The sequence below is a fragment of the Aeribacillus sp. SP014 genome (assembly GCF_054055575.1).
Map to the genome: position 1 here is coordinate 231,285 of NZ_JBSRXI010000001.1, position 18,456 is coordinate 249,740.

Below are 18,456 nucleotides of genomic sequence, written 5' to 3' on the forward strand. Positions count from 1 at the left end.
ATTATTTGCCTCCTTCCTCATTGTTCTTTTTAGCTGGAAGAACTTCTCCACGATAAATCCAAACTTTTACGCCCAATTTTCCGTACGTTGTATCCGCTTCTGCAGTTCCGTAATCGATGTCTGCACGAAGAGTATGAAGCGGTACCGTTCCTTCACTGTAATGTTCAGAACGTGCGATATCTGCACCACCAAGACGGCCGGATACCATTGTTTTAATACCTAATGCACCTGCGCGCATTGCACGTTGGATCGCTTGTTTTTGAACACGACGGAACGAAGCGCGGTTTTCTAGCTGACGTGCAATATTTTCCGCAACAAGTTTTGCATCTAAATCAGCTTTTTTAATTTCTAAAATATTAATGTGCACACGTTTGCCAGTTAGTTGGTTCAAAGCCTTTCTTAAAGCTTCGACCTCTGTACCACCTTTACCGATAACCATTCCTGGCTTAGCTGTGTGGATAGTGATATTTAAACGGTTTGCCGCACGTTCAATTTCAATGCGGGAAACGGATGCATCGCTTAAACGTTTATTAATGTATTCACGAATTTTGAGGTCTTCATGTAACAGGTCTGCATAATCTTTTTCTGCATACCATTTCGATTCCCAATCACGAATGATGCCAATTCGAAGACCGACTGGATTTACCTTTTGACCCACTAATTATCCCTCCTTTTTTTCCGAAACAATGATCGTAATATGGCTTGTGCGTTTGTTGATTTGGCTCGCTCTACCTTGTGCACGTGGTCTAAAGCGTTTCAAAGTTGGTCCTTCATCAACATAAGCCTTTTCAATATATAAATTGTTTCCGTCCATGTCATAGTTATGCTCTGCATTTGCAACAGCCGATTTTAACACTTTTTCAATAATTGGTGAAGCAGCTTTAGGTGTATGGCGAAGAATGGCAATTGCCTCACCAACTTGCTTTCCTCGGATTAAGTCAATAACTAAACGAGCTTTACGAGGAGCAATTCGTACTGTTCTCGCAACAGCTTTAGCCTGCATCCTAAAATCCTCCTCTCATATTAGCGTTTTGTCTTCTTGTCATCGCCGGCATGGCCTCTGTAAGTACGAGTTGGAGCAAACTCTCCAAGCTTATGTCCTACCATGTCTTCAGTAATGTATACCGGAACATGTTTTCTTCCATCATAGACCGCAATGGTATGACCGATGAAAGATGGGAAAATAGTTGAACGGCGAGACCAAGTTTTGATGACTTGTTTGCTTCCAGTTTCATTTAATTTTTCGATTTTTTTCATTAAATGATCATCGCAGAATGGTCCTTTTTTTAAGCTACGACCCATAATGTTACCTCCCTTCGTGATTGCGCTACGGTTCTGATGAACCGTAGAACAACCCCGTTATTTTTTACGACGGCGAACGATAAATTTATCGGATTTGTTTTTCTTTTTGCGAGTTTTAAACCCAAGAGTCGGTTTACCCCAAGGCGTCATAGGAGATTTACGACCAATAGGTGCTTTTCCTTCTCCCCCACCGTGCGGGTGATCGCTAGGGTTCATAACAGATCCGCGAACTGTTGGACGTTTGCCTAACCAGCGGGAACGTCCTGCTTTACCAATATTAATTAATTCATGCTGCTCATTCCCTACTTGGCCGACAGTGGCACGGCAAGTTGCCAAAATCATGCGGACCTCACCAGAAGCTAAACGAACTAATACATATTTTCCTTCTTTACCAAGCACTTGAGCTGAAGTACCTGCAGAACGAACCAATTGTCCGCCTTTTCCTGGTTTTAATTCGATGTTATGAATGACAGTACCTACTGGGATATTTTGAAGAGGAAGTGCGTTTCCAACTTTAATATCAGCTGTAGGTCCTGACATTACTTCCATTCCTACTTTTAAGTTTTTAGGAGCCAGAATATAGCGTTTTTCTCCGTCAACATAGTTAATTAATGCAATGTTTGCGGAGCGGTTTGGATCGTACTCAATAGTAGCAACGCGTCCTGGTATTCCATCTTTATCGCGCTTAAAATCAATAATACGATATTGACGTTTATGGCCTCCGCCTTGATGACGAACAGTTAGCTTACCTTGGTTGTTGCGTCCTGCTTTTTTATGAAGCGGAGCAAGCAACGACTTTTCCGGCTTGTCAGTAGTGATTTCAGCAAAATCAGATACTGTCATGCCGCGGCGACCGTTAGAGGTTGGTTTATATTTTTTAATCGCCATCTCAGTTTCCCTCCTTCACTTTCAAAATTATGCTTCGAACAATTCGATTTCTTTGCTGTCTGCCGTTAATTTCACGATTGCTTTTTTACGGCGATTTGTCAAACCGCTGAACCGGCCAACACGTTTAAGTTTTCCTTTGTAATTCATAATGTTGACTTTTTCAACTTTGACATCGAAAATTTTTTCAATAGCGTCCTTCACTTCTGTTTTGTTTGCTTTCACATCTACTTCGAATGTATATTTTTTGTCAGCTACTAGATCCATTGAACGTTCAGTGATGATGGGGCGCTTAATAATATCTCGAGGATCCTTCATTATCCAAGCACCTCCTCTACTTTTTCCACCGCTGCTTTTGTAATAACAAGTTTATCATGGCTCAACACATCCAACACGTTGATTCCATTAGCCGTAACAACTGTTACACCTGGAATATTGCGTGCAGACAGGATTACATTTTCGTTTTCGTCTCCTGTTACAATCAGCGCTTTTCTGTCAACGGAAAGCCCTTTGAGAATTCCAGCCATTTCTTTCGTTTTTGGAGCTTCCAACACTAAATCTTCTAATACAACAATATTGTTCTCTTGAACTTTAGAAGATAAAGCTGATTTGATTGCTAAGCGGCGGACTTTTTTCGGTAATTTGTATGCATATGTGCGAGGTGTTGGTCCAAATACTGTCCCACCTCCGCGCCATTGAGGTGAACGGATGGATCCCTGACGTGCGCGTCCTGTACCTTTTTGACGCCATGGCTTACGGCCACCGCCACTAACTTCAGAACGGTTTTTTACTTTATGAGTGCCTTGTCTTTGAGAAGCTCTTTGCATAATGACAGCTTCAAATAATACGTGTTTATTCGGCTCAATACCAAAAACAGAATCATTTAATTCGATTTCGCCAACTGCTGATCCGTTTTGGTTATATAACGTAACTTTCGGCATTTTTCCGTTTCCTCCTTTCCTGTTGAAATTACTTCGCTTTTACTGCAGATTTAATAATAACTAATGATTTTTTCGGTCCCGGAACATTCCCTTTGATTAAAAGAAGATTGCGTTCAGCATCTACTTTTACAACTTCAAGATTTTGAACGGTTACGCGTTCACCGCCCATTCTTCCAGGAAGTTCTTTTGATTTAAAAACACGGTTTGGTGCAATGGCTCCCATTGAACCAGGACGACGGTGGTACCGTGAACCGTGAGACATTGGGCCACGTGATTGTCCGTGACGTTTAATCGCACCTTGAAATCCTTTCCCTTTAGAAATACCTGTCACATCAACAAGTTCCCCAGCAGAAAAAATGTCTACTTTAACCTCTTGACCAATTTCATACTCGTCTACATTAGCACCTCTAACTTCACGAATGAAGCGCTTAGGAGCAGTATTTGCTTTTGCAGCGTGACCTTTTTCCGGCTTGTTTGCAAGCTTTTCACGCTTGTCTTCAAAACCCAGTTGAATAGCATCGTAGCCGTCTGTTTCAACAGTCTTCTTTTGAAGAACGACGTTTGGGGATGCTTCAACTACAGTAACAGGAATTAATTCACCGTTTTCTGCAAATACTTGCGTCATTCCAATTTTTCTTCCTAAGATTCCTTTGGTCATGAGTCACACCTCCTAAATTTCAAATGTTTTAATCTATCGTTACAGTTTAATTTCAATGTCTACACCAGAAGGCAAATCTAAACGCATTAACGCATCAACCGTTTGCGGTGTAGGGTTGACAATATCGATTAAACGTTTATGTGTACGCATTTCAAATTGTTCACGAGAATCTTTATATTTGTGCACTGCTCGAAGAATTGTATAAACTGTTTTTTCAGTCGGTAGCGGAATTGGACCAGAAACATTTGCTCCCGAACGTTTTGCAGTTTCTACAATTTTTTCGGCAGATTGATCAAGGATTCTGTGATCATACGCTTTTAATCGAATTCGAATTTTTTGTTTTGCCATTATTTTCCCTCCTTTTCGCCTACTTTCCATAGACAATTCTCCACGAGAATTTCCTGTACGCCCGCCATGGCAAAGCGGCCGGGTGTATCAGCAACCTCCCGCTTCATCGCAGTCAAAGACCAACGTTATACATTATATAAAAAACAGGTGTCTAATGCAAGAAAAATTCAGGATTTCCTATAAAATTTAGTGTTGTTTCTTTAAAAGTTAAAGCGTTGCAGACTTCATATTTATAATAAAAAAAGCGAGCCTATTCGACTCGCTTTTTTCAATTAGTCAAGGATAGCTGAAACAGATCCTGCACCTACAGTACGACCGCCTTCGCGGATAGAGAATTTCGTACCGTCTTCAATCGCAACTGGAGAAATGAGTTCAACAGTCATTTCAACGTTATCTCCAGGCATTACCATTTCTACGCCTTCTGGAAGAGTGATAATTCCAGTTACGTCTGTAGTACGGAAATAGAATTGTGGACGGTAGTTAGAGAAGAATGGAGTATGACGTCCACCTTCTTCTTTAGAAAGAACGTAAACTTGTGCTTTGAATTTTTTGTGCGGTGTGATAGAACCAGGTTTTGCTAAAACTTGACCGCGTTCTACTTCGTCACGTGCGATACCGCGAAGTAAAGCACCGATGTTGTCTCCAGCTTCAGCTTGATCAAGAAGCTTACGGAACATTTCAACACCAGTAACAGTTGTTTTCTTAGATTCTTCAGCTAAACCAACGATTTCTACTTCGTCACCAACTTTTACAACGCCGCGTTCTACACGACCAGTTGCAACTGTACCGCGACCAGTGATAGAGAATACGTCTTCAACAGGCATCATGAAAGGTTTTTCTGTATCGCGTTCTGGAGTTGGGATGTATTCGTCAACTGCGTTCATTAATTCAATGATTTTTTCTTCCCATTCAGCATCTCCTTCAAGTGCTTTAAGCGCAGAACCTTTGATAACAGGTACATCGTCGCCAGGGAAGTCATATTCAGAAAGAAGGTCACGAACTTCCATTTCAACTAGTTCTAATAATTCTTCGTCGTCTACCATGTCGCATTTGTTTAAGAATACAACGATGTAAGGCACACCTACTTGGCGAGATAAAAGAATGTGCTCACGAGTTTGCGGCATAGGACCGTCAGCAGCAGAAACAACTAGGATAGCGCCGTCCATTTGAGCAGCACCAGTGATCATGTTTTTAACATAGTCTGCGTGTCCAGGGCAGTCAACGTGTGCATAGTGGCGGTTGTCAGTTTCGTATTCTACGTGTGCAGTTGAAATCGTGATTCCGCGTTCACGCTCTTCTGGAGCACCGTCAATTTGATCATATGCACGAGCTTCAGCTTTACCTTGTTTTGCAAGAACAGTAGTAATAGCTGCAGTCAAAGTAGTTTTACCATGGTCAACGTGGCCGATTGTACCAATGTTAACATGTGGTTTAGAGCGTTCATATTTCGCTTTAGCCATAAGTAATTTTTCCTCCTTAAAAAAATATGTTTCATTTTAAATAAATATATAGAATACTTGGAGGCGGCGCAAGTGCATCCGCATCCAAGGGCTACATAAGTATTTATACTTGAACAATGGTTGAAAATCAATTATTCGCCTTTATTTTTTTTGATAATTTCTTCTGCAATGTTTTTAGGCACCTCTTCGTAATGATCGAAGTGCATCGTAAATGTACCGCGTCCTTGTGTATTGGAACGAAGTGCGGTTGCATAACCAAACATTTCAGCAAGTGGAACCATTGCTTTTACAACTTGTGCATTTCCACGTGCTTCCATTCCTTCCACACGTCCACGGCGTGAAGTGATATCACCCATGATGTCTCCCATGTACTCTTCAGGTACAATTACTTCAACTTTCATAATTGGCTCAAGGAGTACCGGGTTACATTTTTGAGCAGCATTTTTAAGGGCAAGTGAAGCGGCAATTTTAAACGCCATCTCACTTGAGTCAACATCGTGGTAAGACCCATCAAAAAGTTTAGCTTTAATGTCAATTAACGGATAGCCTGCAAGCACACCGTTTTGCATTGCATCTTCCAAACCAGCCTGAACCGCTGGGATGTACTCGCGTGGAACGACACCACCGACAATTGCGTTTTCGAATTCAAATCCTTTTCCTTCTTCATTTGGACTGAATTCGATCCAAACGTGACCGTATTGTCCGCGTCCGCCTGATTGACGTACGAATTTACCTTCAACTTGTGCGGATGAGCGGAATGTTTCGCGATACGCAACTTGTGGCGCACCGACATTACACTCAACTTTAAATTCACGTTTCATACGGTCAACGATAATGTCAAGGTGAAGTTCACCCATACCGGCAATAATTGTTTGGCCAGTTTCCGGATCCGTATGCGATTTGAATGTTGGGTCTTCTTCAGATAGTTTTTGCAATGCTGTTGACATTTTGTCTTGGTCTGCTTTTGATTTAGGTTCAATCGCAACTCTGATAACAGGCTCTGGAAACTCCATCGATTCTAAAATAACCGGATGGTTTTCATCACATAGAGTATCTCCAGTTGTTGTATCTTTTAAACCAACTGCAGCAGCAATATCACCTGCATATACCATTGGAATTTCTTCGCGGTGATTCGCGTGCATTTGTAGAATACGTCCAATCCGTTCACGTTTACCTTTTGTGGAATTGGATACGTATGAACCGGAACTTAATGTTCCTGAATATACGCGGAAGAAAGTTAATTTTCCTACATATGGGTCTGTCATTACTTTAAACGCCAATGCAGCAAATGGTTCATCGTCGCTTGATTTGCGAACTGTTTCTTCCTCTGTATCAGGGATGACGCCTTTTATCGGTGGCACATCGATTGGCGATGGCAAGTAATCAATTACCGCATCCAGCATTAGCTGCACGCCTTTGTTTTTGAAAGCTGAGCCGCATAAAACAGGATAAAACTCAACGTTACAAGTACCTTTACGGATAGCTGCTTTAAGCTCGTCAACGGAAATTTCCTCTCCTTCAAGGTACTTCATCATCAATTCTTCATCAAGCTCTGCAACTGCTTCAATCAATCGAGTGTGCAGCTCTTCTGCTTGTTCTTTATACTCGTCTGGAATTTCACGAGCTTCCGAACGCGTACCTAGATCATCCAGATAGTAATATGCTTTCATTTCCACAAGGTCAATGATACCTTCAAATTGATCTTCTGCTCCAATCGGGAGCTGAATAGGGTGTGCGTTAGCCTCTAAGCGATCGTGAAGTGTTTTGACAGAGTATAAAAAGTCTGCGCCGATTTTATCCATTTTGTTAACAAATACAATGCGCGGCACTCCGTATGTTGTTGCTTGGCGCCAAACTGTTTCCGTTTGCGGCTCAACACCAGACTGAGCATCAAGAACTGCAACTGCTCCGTCTAGGACTCTCAAAGAACGTTCAACTTCAACCGTGAAGTCTACGTGCCCTGGCGTATCAATAATATTGATCCGATGTCCCTTCCATTGAGCTGTTGTAGCGGCAGATGTAATGGTAATACCGCGTTCTTGTTCTTGCTCCATCCAGTCCATTTGGGAAGCTCCTTCGTGAGTCTCCCCGATTTTGTGAATGCGGCCTGTATAGAACAAAATTCTCTCAGTTGTTGTCGTCTTACCAGCATCAATGTGCGCCATAATACCGATATTGCGAGTTTTTTCTAAGGAGAACTCTCTTGGCATCGGGTAATTTCTCCTTCCTTCATGGGTATTGATAAATATTATGTTTATTACCAGCGATAATGTGCAAATGCTCTATTCGCTTCAGCCATTTTATGTGTATCTTCACGCTTTTTCACTGCCGCACCTGTGTTGTTTGCTGCGTCAATGATTTCAGCCGCAAGACGTTCTTCCATCGTTCTTTCACCACGAAGGCGGGCATAGTTTACTAACCAGCGAAGACCCAAAGTTGTGCGGCGTTCAGGACGAACCTCTACAGGTACTTGGTAGTTTGCGCCCCCTACTCGGCGTGCACGAACTTCTAATACTGGCATAATATTTTTCAATGCTTGTTCAAACACTTCCATTGGATCTTTGCCAGTTCGTTCTCTCACGATATCAAATGCATTGTAAAGAATTTTTTGCGCTTTGCTTTTTTTACCGTCAATCATGATTTTATTAATCAGACGAGTTACTAATTTTGAATTGTAAATTGGATCTGGTAGTACGTCACGTTTTGGTACAGGTCCTTTACGTGGCATCACTAAATTCCTCCCTTCATTCTGTATTTATTATATTATCTTTTAGTTTTTAGGACGTTTCGTTCCATATTTGGAACGGCCTTGCTTACGGTTTTCAACTCCAGCTGTGTCAAGAGCTCCGCGTACGATATGATAGCGGACACCAGGCAAGTCTTTTACACGTCCGCCGCGGATTAGCACAACGCTGTGCTCTTGCAGGTTATGTCCGATCCCCGGAATATAAGCTGTTACTTCAATTCCGTTTGACAAGCGGACACGTGCATATTTACGAAGAGCTGAGTTTGGTTTTTTAGGTGTCATTGTTCCAACACGTGTACATACTCCTCGTTTTTGCGGCGAAGATAAATTTGTTTGTTCTTTTTTGAAGCTGTTGTATCCTTTGTTTAACGCAGGAGATTTTGATTTTACTACTTTGCGCGTGCGGCCTTTTCGCACTAATTGGTTAATTGTAGGCATATACATTTCCTCCCTTCAAACGTTTTTTCAAACCCACACATCCAGGCGGTTCATAATTTGGTAAAAACAATTGTTTTTGCAGAAATCTACAAAAACAATGTTTATTTTATAATTGCAACAGCTGCCGCTCCAACTTCTATTCCGCAAGCTTTTCCGAGCTTCTTCATAGAATCGACCTTAATTAAAGGAACTTCTTTCTCTTCAGCCAGCTGAACCACTTTGTTTGTCACTTTCGGGTCAGCATCCACTGCAATGATAACTTCCTTTACAGTGTCATTTTTCAGAGCTTTCACTGTTTGCTTTGTACCAATAATAATCTTTTCAGCCTGTGCTACTTTTTCATAAGACATATTTCATATCCTCCAAAGTGACAGGTGATATTTACACACCTTGATAATATTAACATTGGAAAAGATGGATGTCAACTGTGCATTTTACGGCATCCATCTTTTCCCCGACAATTATTCAACCGAAATCGTTTCGTCAACGGATTTTTTATTCATGACCGGTTTTATTTTTCTATAGAGCTGCATTCCTGTTCCAGCCGGAACAAGCTTACCGATAATAACATTTTCCTTCAAGCCTAACAGTTCATCCCGTTTTCCTTTAATGGCCGCATCCGTTAATACGCGTGTTGTCTCTTGGAATGATGCGGCAGACAAGAAGGACTCCGTTTCAAGCGATGCCTTCGTAATACCGAGCAATACCGGCCGTCCTGTTGCAGGGCGTTTTCCTTCCAAAAGCACCTTTTTATTCGCTTCTGTAAATTGATGAACGTCAAGGAGTGTTCCCGGCAGAACATCCGTATCGCCGGAATCGATGACACGGACTTTCCGCAGCATTTGCCGCACCATTACTTCAATATGCTTATCGCCGATTTCCACACCTTGCATTCTGTACACTTTTTGCACTTCACGAAGCAAATATTCTTGAACGGCTAAAATGTCTTTTACTTTCAACAATTCTTTTGGATCTATTGAACCTTCCGTAATTTCTTGGCCGCGCTCTACACGATCCCCCACAGCTACTTTTAAGCGGGCGTTAAATGGCGCCGTGTATGTGCGTGTTTCCACTTCACCGCGGACGACAATTTCTTGCTGCTTATCTCTCACTTCATTAATTTCAGCAACTACCCCGTCAATTTCTGAAATAACCGCTTGCCCTTTTGGATTACGGGCTTCAAACAATTCTTGAACACGCGGCAAACCTTGGGTAATGTCGTCGCCGGCAACCCCACCGGTGTGGAAAGTACGCATCGTCAGCTGTGTACCCGGCTCTCCGATCGATTGAGCTGCGATAATTCCTACCGCTTCGCCTACTTCGACATCAGTGCCGGTAGCCAAGTTCCGTCCATAACATTTTTTACATACACCATGTCTTGTATTACATGTGAATGCAGAGCGAATCCAAACTTCTTCTATCCCTGCATTGATAATTTGAGCTGCTATGTCTTCGGTAATCATTTCATTTTCCCTGACAAGCACTTCACCCGTTTCAGGATGAATAACCGATCTTCTTGCATATCGTCCGATAATCCGTTCCTCGAGTTTTTCGATAACTTCTGAACCGTCTTTCAGCGCTCTCGCTAAAATTCCTCTGTCTGTTCCGCAGTCTTCCTCACGAATAATCACATCTTGCGCAACATCTACAAGGCGGCGTGTTAAATAACCGGAGTCAGCAGTTTTTAATGCTGTATCTGCCAGACCTTTTCTGGCACCATGGGTCGAGATGAAGTATTCTAACACTGTCAAACCTTCTCTAAAACTCGATTTAATCGGAAGCTCAATAATTCGTCCAGCAGGGTTAGCCATCAGTCCGCGCATTCCCGCAAGCTGCGTGAAGTTAGATGCATTTCCGCGAGCTCCTGAATCGCTCATCATGAAAATCGGATTCCGCTTATCTAATGAATTCATCAACTTGCTTTGAATGGTGTCTTTAGCAGCACTCCAAATAGAGATAACACGATCGTACCGCTCATCTTCAGTGATTAATCCGCGTCTGAATTGCTTCAAGACATTGTCAACTTTAGCTTGCGCCTCTTTTAAAATTGCTTCTTTTTCCGCCAACACAACAATATCAGAAACACCGATTGTAATTCCGGCTTTAGTCGAATATTTAAAGCCTAAATCTTTTAAGCGGTCAAGCATTTTCGATGTTTCAGTAATATGGAATCTCTTAAAGACTTCGGCAATAATTTTTCCTAAAATTCCTTTTTTAAATGGCGGAATGATTTCTTGGTTTTTAATGTGCTCCCGCACATCTACCTGTGCCGGATCAACAAAATATTTATCAGGCGTGCATTCTTGAATGTTCTTAGTTGACGGCTCATTAATATACGGGAACGAATTCGGCAGTATTTCGTTGAATATTAATTTTCCTACCGTTGTGATCAGAAGCTTTTTATTTTGTTCTTCTGTAAATGTTTCGTTCTTTAAGGAACCGGCATGTACTGCAATTCGTGTATGCAAATGTACATGGCCGTTTTGATAGGCAATGAGCGCCTCATCAGGATCTTTGAAAATTTTCCCTTCTCCGATCGCTCCTTCACGTTCCATTGTTAAGTAATAGTTCCCCAACACCATATCTTGTGAAGGCGTAACAACCGGTTTTCCGTCTTTCGGATTTAAAATGTTTTGAGCCGCAAGCATTAACAGCCTTGCTTCTGCTTGTGCTTCTGCCGATAACGGAACGTGAACAGCCATTTGGTCACCGTCGAAGTCAGCATTATAGGCTGTACATACCAACGGATGTAGACGAATGGCACGCCCTTCGACTAACGTCGGTTCGAACGCTTGGATTCCTAATCTGTGCAAAGTCGGTGCCCGGTTAAGCAGAACCGGATGTTCTTTAATGACTTCCTCCAACACATCCCAAACTTCAGGATGGACGCGTTCAATTTTCCGTTTGGCGCTTTTAATGTTATGTGCCAGCCCTTTTTCAACAAGCTCCTTCATGACAAAAGGCTTAAAGAGCTCAAGCGCCATTTCCTTTGGCAAACCGCATTGATACATTTTCAGATTTGGGCCGACAACGATAACGGAACGTCCAGAGTAGTCAACCCGTTTTCCTAACAGGTTTTGACGGAAGCGTCCTTGCTTTCCTTTCAGCATATGAGAGAGTGACTTCAGTGGACGATTTCCCGGTCCAGTAACTGGACGACCACGGCGTCCATTGTCAATAAGTGCGTCAACAGCCTCTTGAAGCATCCGTTTCTCATTTTGCACGATGATACTTGGCGCTCCAAGATCCAACAATCTTTTTAAACGATTGTTTCGGTTAATAACACGGCGATACAAATCGTTCAAATCGGAAGTTGCAAAGCGTCCGCCATCCAATTGAACCATCGGCCGCAATTCAGGCGGAATGACAGGAAGTACATCCAACACCATCCATGAAGGGTCATTTCCGGAATTTCTGAATGCCTCCATCACTTCAAGGCGTTTAATCGCTCTTGTGCGCCGCTGGCCTTGAGAAGATTTAAGCTCTTCTTTTAACGCTTCTACTTCTTTATCAAGATTGATATCTTGCAATAATTTTTTAATTGCTTCCGCACCCATTGATGCTTGGAAGGCATTTCCGTATTTCTCGCGGTATGTGCGATACTCTTTTTCAGATAAAAGCTGTTTCTTTTCAAGTGGTGTGTCCCCAGGATCTGTCACGACGTAAGAGGCAAAATAAATAACTTCTTCCAATGCTCGAGGTGACATGTCAAGAACTAGTCCCATACGGCTTGGAATCCCTTTGAAATACCAAATATGAGAGACAGGGGCTGCAAGTTCGATATGCCCCATTCTCTCCCGACGCACTTTTGCTCGCGTAACCTCAACACCGCATCGATCGCATACTACGCCTTTATAGCGAACCCGTTTATATTTTCCGCAGTGGCATTCCCAATCTTTTGTCGGACCGAATATACGTTCACAAAACAAACCGTCTTTTTCAGGCTTTAAAGTACGATAGTTGATCGTTTCTGGTTTTTTCACTTCACCATATGACCATGAACGAATTTTATCAGGTGAAGCAAGACCGATGTGCATATACTCAAAATTATTTACATCCAGCAAGGGGCCTACCTCCCTTTTTATCTTCCGTAGCAAAAAATTCCTTTACTCTTTGGCAACTGCATCTTTTTCTTCTTTATCAACAATTTCCTCTTCGATTGTATCAGTCGTTAAAGAGAGGCCATCTGACTGGGTGGAATTTACCTCATCTTCCAATTCTCTCATTTCGATTTCTTGTTCATCGCTTGAAAGAATTTTAACATCCAGTCCTAAGCTTTGAAGCTCCTTAATTAATACTTTGAAAGATTCAGGAACTCCAGGTTCAGGCACATTTTCGCCTTTTACGATTGCCTCGTATGTTTTTACACGACCAACAACATCGTCTGATTTTACAGTAAGGATTTCTTGCAATGTATATGCTGCTCCATAGGCTTCTAAAGCCCAAACCTCCATTTCTCCGAACCGCTGTCCACCGAACTGTGCTTTACCGCCGAGCGGTTGCTGTGTAACAAGCGAGTATGGACCTGTGGAACGAGCATGCAGTTTATCGTCAACCATGTGCGCCAGTTTGATCATATACATGATTCCGACAGACACGCGATTATCGAAAGGTTCCCCAGTGCGGCCGTCGTAAAGGACCGTTTTCGCATCACGGGCCATCCCAGCTTCTTCAATTGTTGACCATACATCTTCTTCTGTCGCACCATCGAATACCGGAGTTGCAACATGAATGCCCAACTTCTTAGCCGCCATTCCTAGGTGCAATTCCAATACTTGCCCGATGTTCATCCGGGAAGGTACTCCTAATGGATTTAACATGATGTCAACTGGTGTTCCATCCGGCAAAAACGGCATGTCCTCCTCAGGGAGAATTCGGGAAATAACCCCTTTGTTTCCATGGCGGCCTGCCATTTTATCTCCTTCAGAGATTTTACGCTTCTGTACAATGTATACACGCACCAGCTGGTTGACACCTGGAGGCAGTTCATCTCCGTCTTCACGGTTAAACACTTTTACATCAAGAACAATACCTCCGCCCCCATGCGGAACACGAAGTGATGTATCACGAACCTCACGTGCTTTTTCTCCAAAAATAGCGTGCAATAATCGTTCTTCAGCAGTCAGTTCTGTAACTCCTTTTGGCGTTACTTTCCCAACAAGCAAGTCGCCGTCTTTAACTTCTGCTCCAATGCGGACAATGCCTCGTTCATCCAAGTTGCGAAGAGCGTCTTCTCCGACATTTGGAATATCACGAGTTATTTCTTCAGGACCCAATTTTGTATCACGGGATTCAGACTCATATTCTTCAATATGGATGGAAGTATAGACGTCTTCTTTTACAAGACGCTCGCTCATGATGATGGCATCTTCATAGTTATATCCATCCCATGTCATAAAGGCGACAAGTACATTTCGGCCTAAAGCAAGCTCTCCCTTTTCCATGGAAGGACCGTCAGCTAAAATTTCGCCTTTCTCGACTTCGTCTCCAACAGATACAATTGGGCGCTGATTGTAGCACATTCCTTGGTTGGAACGGACGAATTTCAACAATTTGTACTCGTCGAGATCACCTTTAACCTTTTGGCCGTCCACTTCTTCATAACGGCGAACTAAAATTCTGTTGGCTTCAACTCGTTCAACAACGCCTGCGTGCTTGCAGATGACAGCTGCTCCAGAGTCTCTAGCCGATACATACTCCATTCCGGTACCAACAATAGGCGCTTCTGGTTGAAGCAAAGGAACAGCTTGGCGCTGCATGTTCGCACCCATTAATGCACGGTTGGAGTCATCGTTTTCCAAGAACGGGATACAAGCTGTTGCTGCTGATACAACTTGTTTAGGCGAAACGTCCATGTAGTCGACACGGTCTTTTTTCACCACTATGTTTTCCCCGCGGAAACGGGCAACAATATTATCTTCTAAAAACGTGCCATCCTCTGCTACTGGCACGTTAGCCTGAGCAACAACATAGTTATCTTCTTCGTCAGCTGTCAAATAGTCAATTCGGTCTGTTACCTTCCCTGTTTCAGGGTCAACTCTTCTATACGGTGTTTCAATAAAACCGAAACGGTTTACTTTTGCATATGTTGATAATGAGTTAATCAATCCGATATTTGGACCTTCAGGCGTTTCAATTGGACACATGCGTCCATAATGGGAATAATGGACGTCGCGAACTTCAAAGCCTGCTCGTTCACGTGTGAGTCCACCAGGTCCCAATGCAGATAAACGGCGCTTATGCGTCAGTTCTGCAAGAGGATTTGTTTGATCCATGAATTGGGACAATTGGGAGCTGCCAAAAAATTCTTTAATGGCCGCAATTACTGGACGGATGTTGATTAATTGCTGCGGAGTAATCGTATTGGCATCCTGAATGGACATTCTTTCCCTCACAACACGCTCCATCCGTGAAAGTCCGATTCGGAACTGGTTTTGCAAAAGCTCCCCTACCGAACGAAGACGGCGGTTTCCTAGATGGTCAATATCATCTGTATTTCCTACTCCATATAGCAAATTAAAGAAGTAGCTGATGGACGCAATAATGTCTGCTGGCGTAATGTTTTTTACACTTTCATCAATGTTTGCGTTGCCAACAACGTTGAGAATTTTTTCTCCATCCGGATCGTTTGGAGCATAAATTTTAATAGATTGGTACGTGATGTCTTCATCAACTACTCCACCATCAGGAGTGAATTTTTTAAACCCTATTCCTTTTTCAAGGTAAGGCAAAATTTTATCCAGCGTTCTTCTATCAATAATAGTTCCTTTTTCAGCAATGATTTCTCCAGTTTCAGGGTCGACTAGAGTTTCTGCTAATCGTTGATTAAAGAGTCGGTTTTTGATATGAAGTTTCTTGTTAATTTTATATCTGCCGACACTTGCTAAATCATATCTTTTTGGATCAAAGAAACGGGAGATCAATAAGCTTTTTGCGTTTTCAACTGTTGGCGGTTCACCAGGACGCAGGCGTTCGTAAATTTCAAGAAGCGCCTTTTCTGGGCTTTCGGTATTGTCTTTATCCAACGTATTTCTTAAATATTCATTTTCTCCGAACACATCGATGATTTCTTGATCAGAGCCAAACCCAAGGGCACGTAAAAGAACCGTAACTGGTAATTTGCGAGTGCGATCAATGCGGACATATATAACATCTTTTGCATCTGTTTCGTACTCTAACCAAGCGCCACGGTTTGGAATGACGGTAGCTGTAAAGCCCTTTTTACCGTTTTTATCAATTTTGTCGCTGTAGTAAACACTAGGTGAACGGACTAATTGGGAAACAATTACTCGTTCTGCACCATTGATCACAAATGTGCCGGTTTCCGTCATAAGCGGAAAATCGCCCATAAATACATCTTGATCTTTCACTTCGCCTGTTTCTTTATTAATTAGGCGCACTTTTACCCGCAGCGGGGCAGAATAAGTAACATCGCGTTCTTTTGCTTCTTCAACGGAGTATTTCGGTTCACCTAAGCTGTAGTCAATAAACTCAAGCGAGAGGTTACCAGTGAAATCTTCGATAGGAGATATGTCTTGAAACATTTCACGAAGACCCTCATCAAGAAACCACTGATACGAAGAGGTTTGGATTTCAATAAGATTAGGTAATTCCAACACTTCTTTAATACGCGCATAACTTCTGCGTTGGCGGTGTCGTCCGTACTGAACTAGTTGACTTGTCAACTGAGTCACCCCTCAAATCAGCATAATAATATCTTGTAAATAGCATTCCATGTTTTATATAATAAAATAAATACTATTACAAGTAAAAAGAAAAAGGATTTTCTTTATGAAAAAAGAAAACCACTGCGCAGAAATAGTTGATTTTATTATTTTTTCCTTAATGGATTGGTTCTATACATCCAAGAAAAAATTTAGCTACAAATGGAAAATAATATATTGGCATTTTATAATGTTAACATATCCTGGATTGCAGGTCAATCTTTTTTTGCTTTAAAAATATAATAGCCTTTTTTTCTCTCTGCCACTTCCACCGAACGAAACAGAGTCTCCAGCTTTTGTTTAGCAGAAGGAGCCCCCTGCTTTTTTTGGATAACGATCCAAAGCTCTCCATGGTCTTTTAAATGATCAAAGCTTTTTTCAAATATATGATGGACGACTTGTTTTCCAGCCCGAATGGGAGGGTTTGCTAAAATAGCAGCATACCATTTCCCTTCCAGCTTTTCAAACAAATTGCTTTGAAACACGCGGACATTTTGAATGTTGTTTATTCGAGCATTCAGTTCTGCAAGTTCGACTGCTCTTTCATTTATATCGATCATATCAATCATTCTATCGGGTTCCGATTTTGCAATTGACAATCCGATCGGTCCGTATCCGCAGCCTACATCCAAAATATCTCCTGGAATTTCGGGAGCAGCGAAAGTTTCAATTAATAGCTGCGTTCCAAAATCAACCTCCCGTTTTGAAAAAACTCCGCGGTCGGTCATAAACGCAAATGGATGATTTCTCAACGTGCACTCAATTTTTCTCCTATTGCTTTCCACTTCCGGTTTTTCCGAAAAATAATGTTCGCTCATTTTCTGCACCCCTTTTTTAGGAGTATTTTCTACGGGCAGAAATTCATACATAAAAGAAAAGCCCGCCAATGAATCAGCGAGCTTTTCTATTTATTTAACAGCTTTTACTTAACTTCAACTTCTGCTCCAACTTCTTCAAGTTTTGCTTTAAGTTCTTCAGCTTCTTCTTTAGATACGCCTTCTTTTAATGGTTTTGGAGTGTTGTCAACTAATTCTTTTGCTTCTTTTAAGCCAAGGCCAGTGATTTCACGAACAACTTTGATAACTTTAATTTTTTGTGCACCTGCATTAGCAAGAATAACATCGAATTCAGTTTTTTCTGCAGCAGCTTCACCGCCGCCAGCGCCACCAACCACAGCAACAGGAGCAGCAGCAGTTACGCCAAATTCTTCTTCGATTGCTTTTACTAAGTCGTTAAGTTCAAGAACAGTCATTTCTTTTATCGCTTCAATAATTTGTTCTTTTGTCATTTGTTTTTCCTCCTTATGTTTTAAATTGCTAATAGTTTAATACGAAAATTTGCTTTAAGCGCCTTGCTCTTCTTTTTGATCTGCAACTGCTTTTGTTGCAAGTGCAAAGTTGCGAATAGGAGCTTGCAGTACAGAAAGCAACATAGAAAGCAAGCCTTCGCGAGATGGAAGGTCAGCAATCGCTTTAATTTCATCAACTGTTGCAACATTGCCTTCGATGACGCCAGCTTTAATCTCTAGCGCTTCATGCTCTTTTGCAAAATCATTCAAAATTTTAGCAGGCGCCACGACATCTTCAGTGCTAAATGCGATAGCGTTTGGACCAGTCAGCACTTCTTCTAATCCAGAAATTTCTGCTTGTTCAACAGCACGGCGAGTTAACGTATTTTTGTAAACCTTGAACTCTATATTTGCTTCACGAAGTCTTTTGCGCAATTCCGTTACTTCCGCTACATTAAGACCGCGGTAATCTACGATAACAGTAGAGACGCTTTCACGGAATTTGGCTGCAATTTCTTCAACGATCTGTTTCTTCTTTTCAATTGCGCTGCTCATTTGTTTACACCTCCTGCAAATTGAAAATGAACACTTATACCGCCGGTGAAATGAAATACCTCCATGCCCGCAGACATGGAGGTATCGTACAAATAAGCAAAACGTTCCGCT

Annotated in this window: 18 protein-coding genes and 1 other annotated feature (1 of these 19 cut by a window edge); all 18 genes read right to left on the minus strand. The window is 42.0% G+C overall.

Translation table 11 applies throughout. The features are described 5' to 3' along the window. Position 1: 1 nt before the first annotated feature. Positions 2 to 658, minus strand: coding sequence for a 30S ribosomal protein S3 (rpsC, locus tag ACVIJU_RS01235; protein WP_063387164.1), 657 nt, complete (start codon positions 656 to 658; stop codon positions 2 to 4). 3 nt (positions 659 to 661) lie between these two features. Continuing rightward, positions 662 to 1,003: a 50S ribosomal protein L22 gene (rplV, locus tag ACVIJU_RS01240; protein ID WP_063387163.1), complete on the minus strand. Its 342-nt coding sequence runs from the start codon at positions 1,001 to 1,003 to the stop codon at positions 662 to 664. A 20-nt stretch (positions 1,004 to 1,023) separates the two neighbouring features. Then, positions 1,024 to 1,302 carry a 30S ribosomal protein S19 gene (rpsS, locus tag ACVIJU_RS01245; protein ID WP_063387162.1) on the minus strand — a complete coding sequence of 93 codons (279 nt, stop codon included), beginning with the start codon at positions 1,300 to 1,302 and terminating at the stop codon, positions 1,024 to 1,026. A gap of 57 nt (positions 1,303 to 1,359) precedes the next feature. Beyond that, positions 1,360 to 2,190, minus strand: coding sequence for a 50S ribosomal protein L2 (rplB, locus tag ACVIJU_RS01250; protein WP_063387161.1), 831 nt, complete (start codon positions 2,188 to 2,190; stop codon positions 1,360 to 1,362). A 27-nt stretch (positions 2,191 to 2,217) separates the two neighbouring features. Next, a complete protein-coding gene (gene rplW / locus ACVIJU_RS01255) occupies positions 2,218 to 2,505 on the minus strand; it encodes a 50S ribosomal protein L23 (RefSeq protein ID WP_063387160.1) in 288 nt (95 codons plus the stop codon). Further along, on the minus strand, positions 2,505 to 3,128 hold the full coding sequence (rplD, locus tag ACVIJU_RS01260) for a 50S ribosomal protein L4 (RefSeq protein WP_063387159.1): 624 nt from the start codon (positions 3,126 to 3,128) through the stop codon (positions 2,505 to 2,507). Before rplD ends, rplW begins: the two co-directional genes overlap by 1 nt. Before the next feature lie 28 nt (positions 3,129 to 3,156). Beyond that, the gene (gene rplC / locus ACVIJU_RS01265) at positions 3,157 to 3,786 is read right to left on the minus strand and encodes a 50S ribosomal protein L3 (protein ID WP_063387158.1); all 630 of its coding nucleotides are present in this window, start codon (positions 3,784 to 3,786) and stop codon (positions 3,157 to 3,159) included. Between the two features lie 39 nt (positions 3,787 to 3,825). Then, positions 3,826 to 4,134 carry a 30S ribosomal protein S10 gene (rpsJ, locus tag ACVIJU_RS01270; RefSeq protein WP_063387157.1) on the minus strand — a complete coding sequence of 103 codons (309 nt, stop codon included), beginning with the start codon at positions 4,132 to 4,134 and terminating at the stop codon, positions 3,826 to 3,828. A 272-nt stretch (positions 4,135 to 4,406) separates the two neighbouring features. Beyond that, positions 4,407 to 5,594 (minus strand): elongation factor Tu, encoded by a 1,188-nt coding sequence (gene tuf, locus ACVIJU_RS01275; protein ID WP_063387156.1) that lies wholly within the window; start codon positions 5,592 to 5,594, stop codon positions 4,407 to 4,409. A gap of 131 nt (positions 5,595 to 5,725) precedes the next feature. After that, positions 5,726 to 7,804 (minus strand): elongation factor G, encoded by a 2,079-nt coding sequence (fusA, locus tag ACVIJU_RS01280; RefSeq protein ID WP_063387155.1) that lies wholly within the window; start codon positions 7,802 to 7,804, stop codon positions 5,726 to 5,728. Between the two features lie 47 nt (positions 7,805 to 7,851). Beyond that, the gene (gene rpsG, locus ACVIJU_RS01285; protein WP_063387154.1) at positions 7,852 to 8,322 is read right to left on the minus strand and encodes a 30S ribosomal protein S7; all 471 of its coding nucleotides are present in this window, start codon (positions 8,320 to 8,322) and stop codon (positions 7,852 to 7,854) included. Between the two features lie 42 nt (positions 8,323 to 8,364). Next, entirely contained in the window at positions 8,365 to 8,778 is a 414-nt protein-coding gene (rpsL, locus tag ACVIJU_RS01290) for a 30S ribosomal protein S12 (protein WP_063387153.1), read from the minus strand. Positions 8,779 to 8,879: 101 nt separating this feature from the next. Continuing rightward, positions 8,880 to 9,128 (minus strand): 50S ribosomal protein L7ae-like protein, encoded by a 249-nt coding sequence (locus ACVIJU_RS01295; protein WP_063387152.1) that lies wholly within the window; start codon positions 9,126 to 9,128, stop codon positions 8,880 to 8,882. A gap of 111 nt (positions 9,129 to 9,239) precedes the next feature. Beyond that, positions 9,240 to 12,842 carry a DNA-directed RNA polymerase subunit beta' gene (gene rpoC / locus ACVIJU_RS01300; protein ID WP_063387151.1) on the minus strand — a complete coding sequence of 1,201 codons (3,603 nt, stop codon included), beginning with the start codon at positions 12,840 to 12,842 and terminating at the stop codon, positions 9,240 to 9,242. A 42-nt stretch (positions 12,843 to 12,884) separates the two neighbouring features. Next, a complete protein-coding gene (rpoB, locus tag ACVIJU_RS01305) occupies positions 12,885 to 16,463 on the minus strand; it encodes a DNA-directed RNA polymerase subunit beta (RefSeq protein ID WP_063387150.1) in 3,579 nt (1,192 codons plus the stop codon). A 254-nt stretch (positions 16,464 to 16,717) separates the two neighbouring features. Beyond that, on the minus strand, positions 16,718 to 17,320 hold the full coding sequence (locus tag ACVIJU_RS01310; protein ID WP_063387149.1) for a class I SAM-dependent methyltransferase: 603 nt from the start codon (positions 17,318 to 17,320) through the stop codon (positions 16,718 to 16,720). Between the two features lie 104 nt (positions 17,321 to 17,424). Further along, positions 17,425 to 17,790 (minus strand): 50S ribosomal protein L7/L12, encoded by a 366-nt coding sequence (gene rplL / locus ACVIJU_RS01315; RefSeq protein ID WP_063387148.1) that lies wholly within the window; start codon positions 17,788 to 17,790, stop codon positions 17,425 to 17,427. 54 nt (positions 17,791 to 17,844) lie between these two features. Further along, a complete protein-coding gene (gene rplJ, locus ACVIJU_RS01320) occupies positions 17,845 to 18,345 on the minus strand; it encodes a 50S ribosomal protein L10 (RefSeq protein ID WP_063387147.1) in 501 nt (166 codons plus the stop codon). Between the two features lie 43 nt (positions 18,346 to 18,388). After that, positions 18,389 to 18,456: a sequence feature (ribosomal protein L10 leader region), on the minus strand (it continues 76 nt past the right edge of the window).

Bases quoted from the DNA above. Each gene is read 5' to 3' on its own strand.
- rpsG (WP_063387154.1), bottom strand. From the start codon at position 8,322: ATGCCACGTAAAGGACCTGTACCAAAACGTGACGTACTACCAGATCCA.
- rpsJ (WP_063387157.1), bottom strand. From the start codon at position 4,134: ATGGCAAAACAAAAAATTCGAATTCGATTAAAAGCGTATGATCACAGA.
- rplD (WP_063387159.1), bottom strand. From the start codon at position 3,128: ATGCCGAAAGTTACGTTATATAACCAAAACGGATCAGCAGTTGGCGAA.
- rplB (WP_063387161.1), bottom strand. From the start codon at position 2,190: ATGGCGATTAAAAAATATAAACCAACCTCTAACGGTCGCCGCGGCATG.
- tuf (WP_063387156.1), bottom strand. From the start codon at position 5,594: ATGGCTAAAGCGAAATATGAACGCTCTAAACCACATGTTAACATTGGT.
- ACVIJU_RS01310 (WP_063387149.1), bottom strand. From the start codon at position 17,320: ATGAGCGAACATTATTTTTCGGAAAAACCGGAAGTGGAAAGCAATAGG.
- rplC (WP_063387158.1), bottom strand. From the start codon at position 3,786: ATGACCAAAGGAATCTTAGGAAGAAAAATTGGAATGACGCAAGTATTT.
- fusA (WP_063387155.1), bottom strand. From the start codon at position 7,804: ATGCCAAGAGAGTTCTCCTTAGAAAAAACTCGCAATATCGGTATTATG.
- rplJ (WP_063387147.1), bottom strand. From the start codon at position 18,345: ATGAGCAGCGCAATTGAAAAGAAGAAACAGATCGTTGAAGAAATTGCA.
- rpsL (WP_063387153.1), bottom strand. From the start codon at position 8,778: ATGCCTACAATTAACCAATTAGTGCGAAAAGGCCGCACGCGCAAAGTA.
- rplV (WP_063387163.1), bottom strand. From the start codon at position 1,003: ATGCAGGCTAAAGCTGTTGCGAGAACAGTACGAATTGCTCCTCGTAAA.
- ACVIJU_RS01295 (WP_063387152.1), bottom strand. From the start codon at position 9,128: ATGTCTTATGAAAAAGTAGCACAGGCTGAAAAGATTATTATTGGTACA.
- rplW (WP_063387160.1), bottom strand. From the start codon at position 2,505: ATGAAGGATCCTCGAGATATTATTAAGCGCCCCATCATCACTGAACGT.
- rpsS (WP_063387162.1), bottom strand. From the start codon at position 1,302: ATGGGTCGTAGCTTAAAAAAAGGACCATTCTGCGATGATCATTTAATG.
- rplL (WP_063387148.1), bottom strand. From the start codon at position 17,790: ATGACAAAAGAACAAATTATTGAAGCGATAAAAGAAATGACTGTTCTT.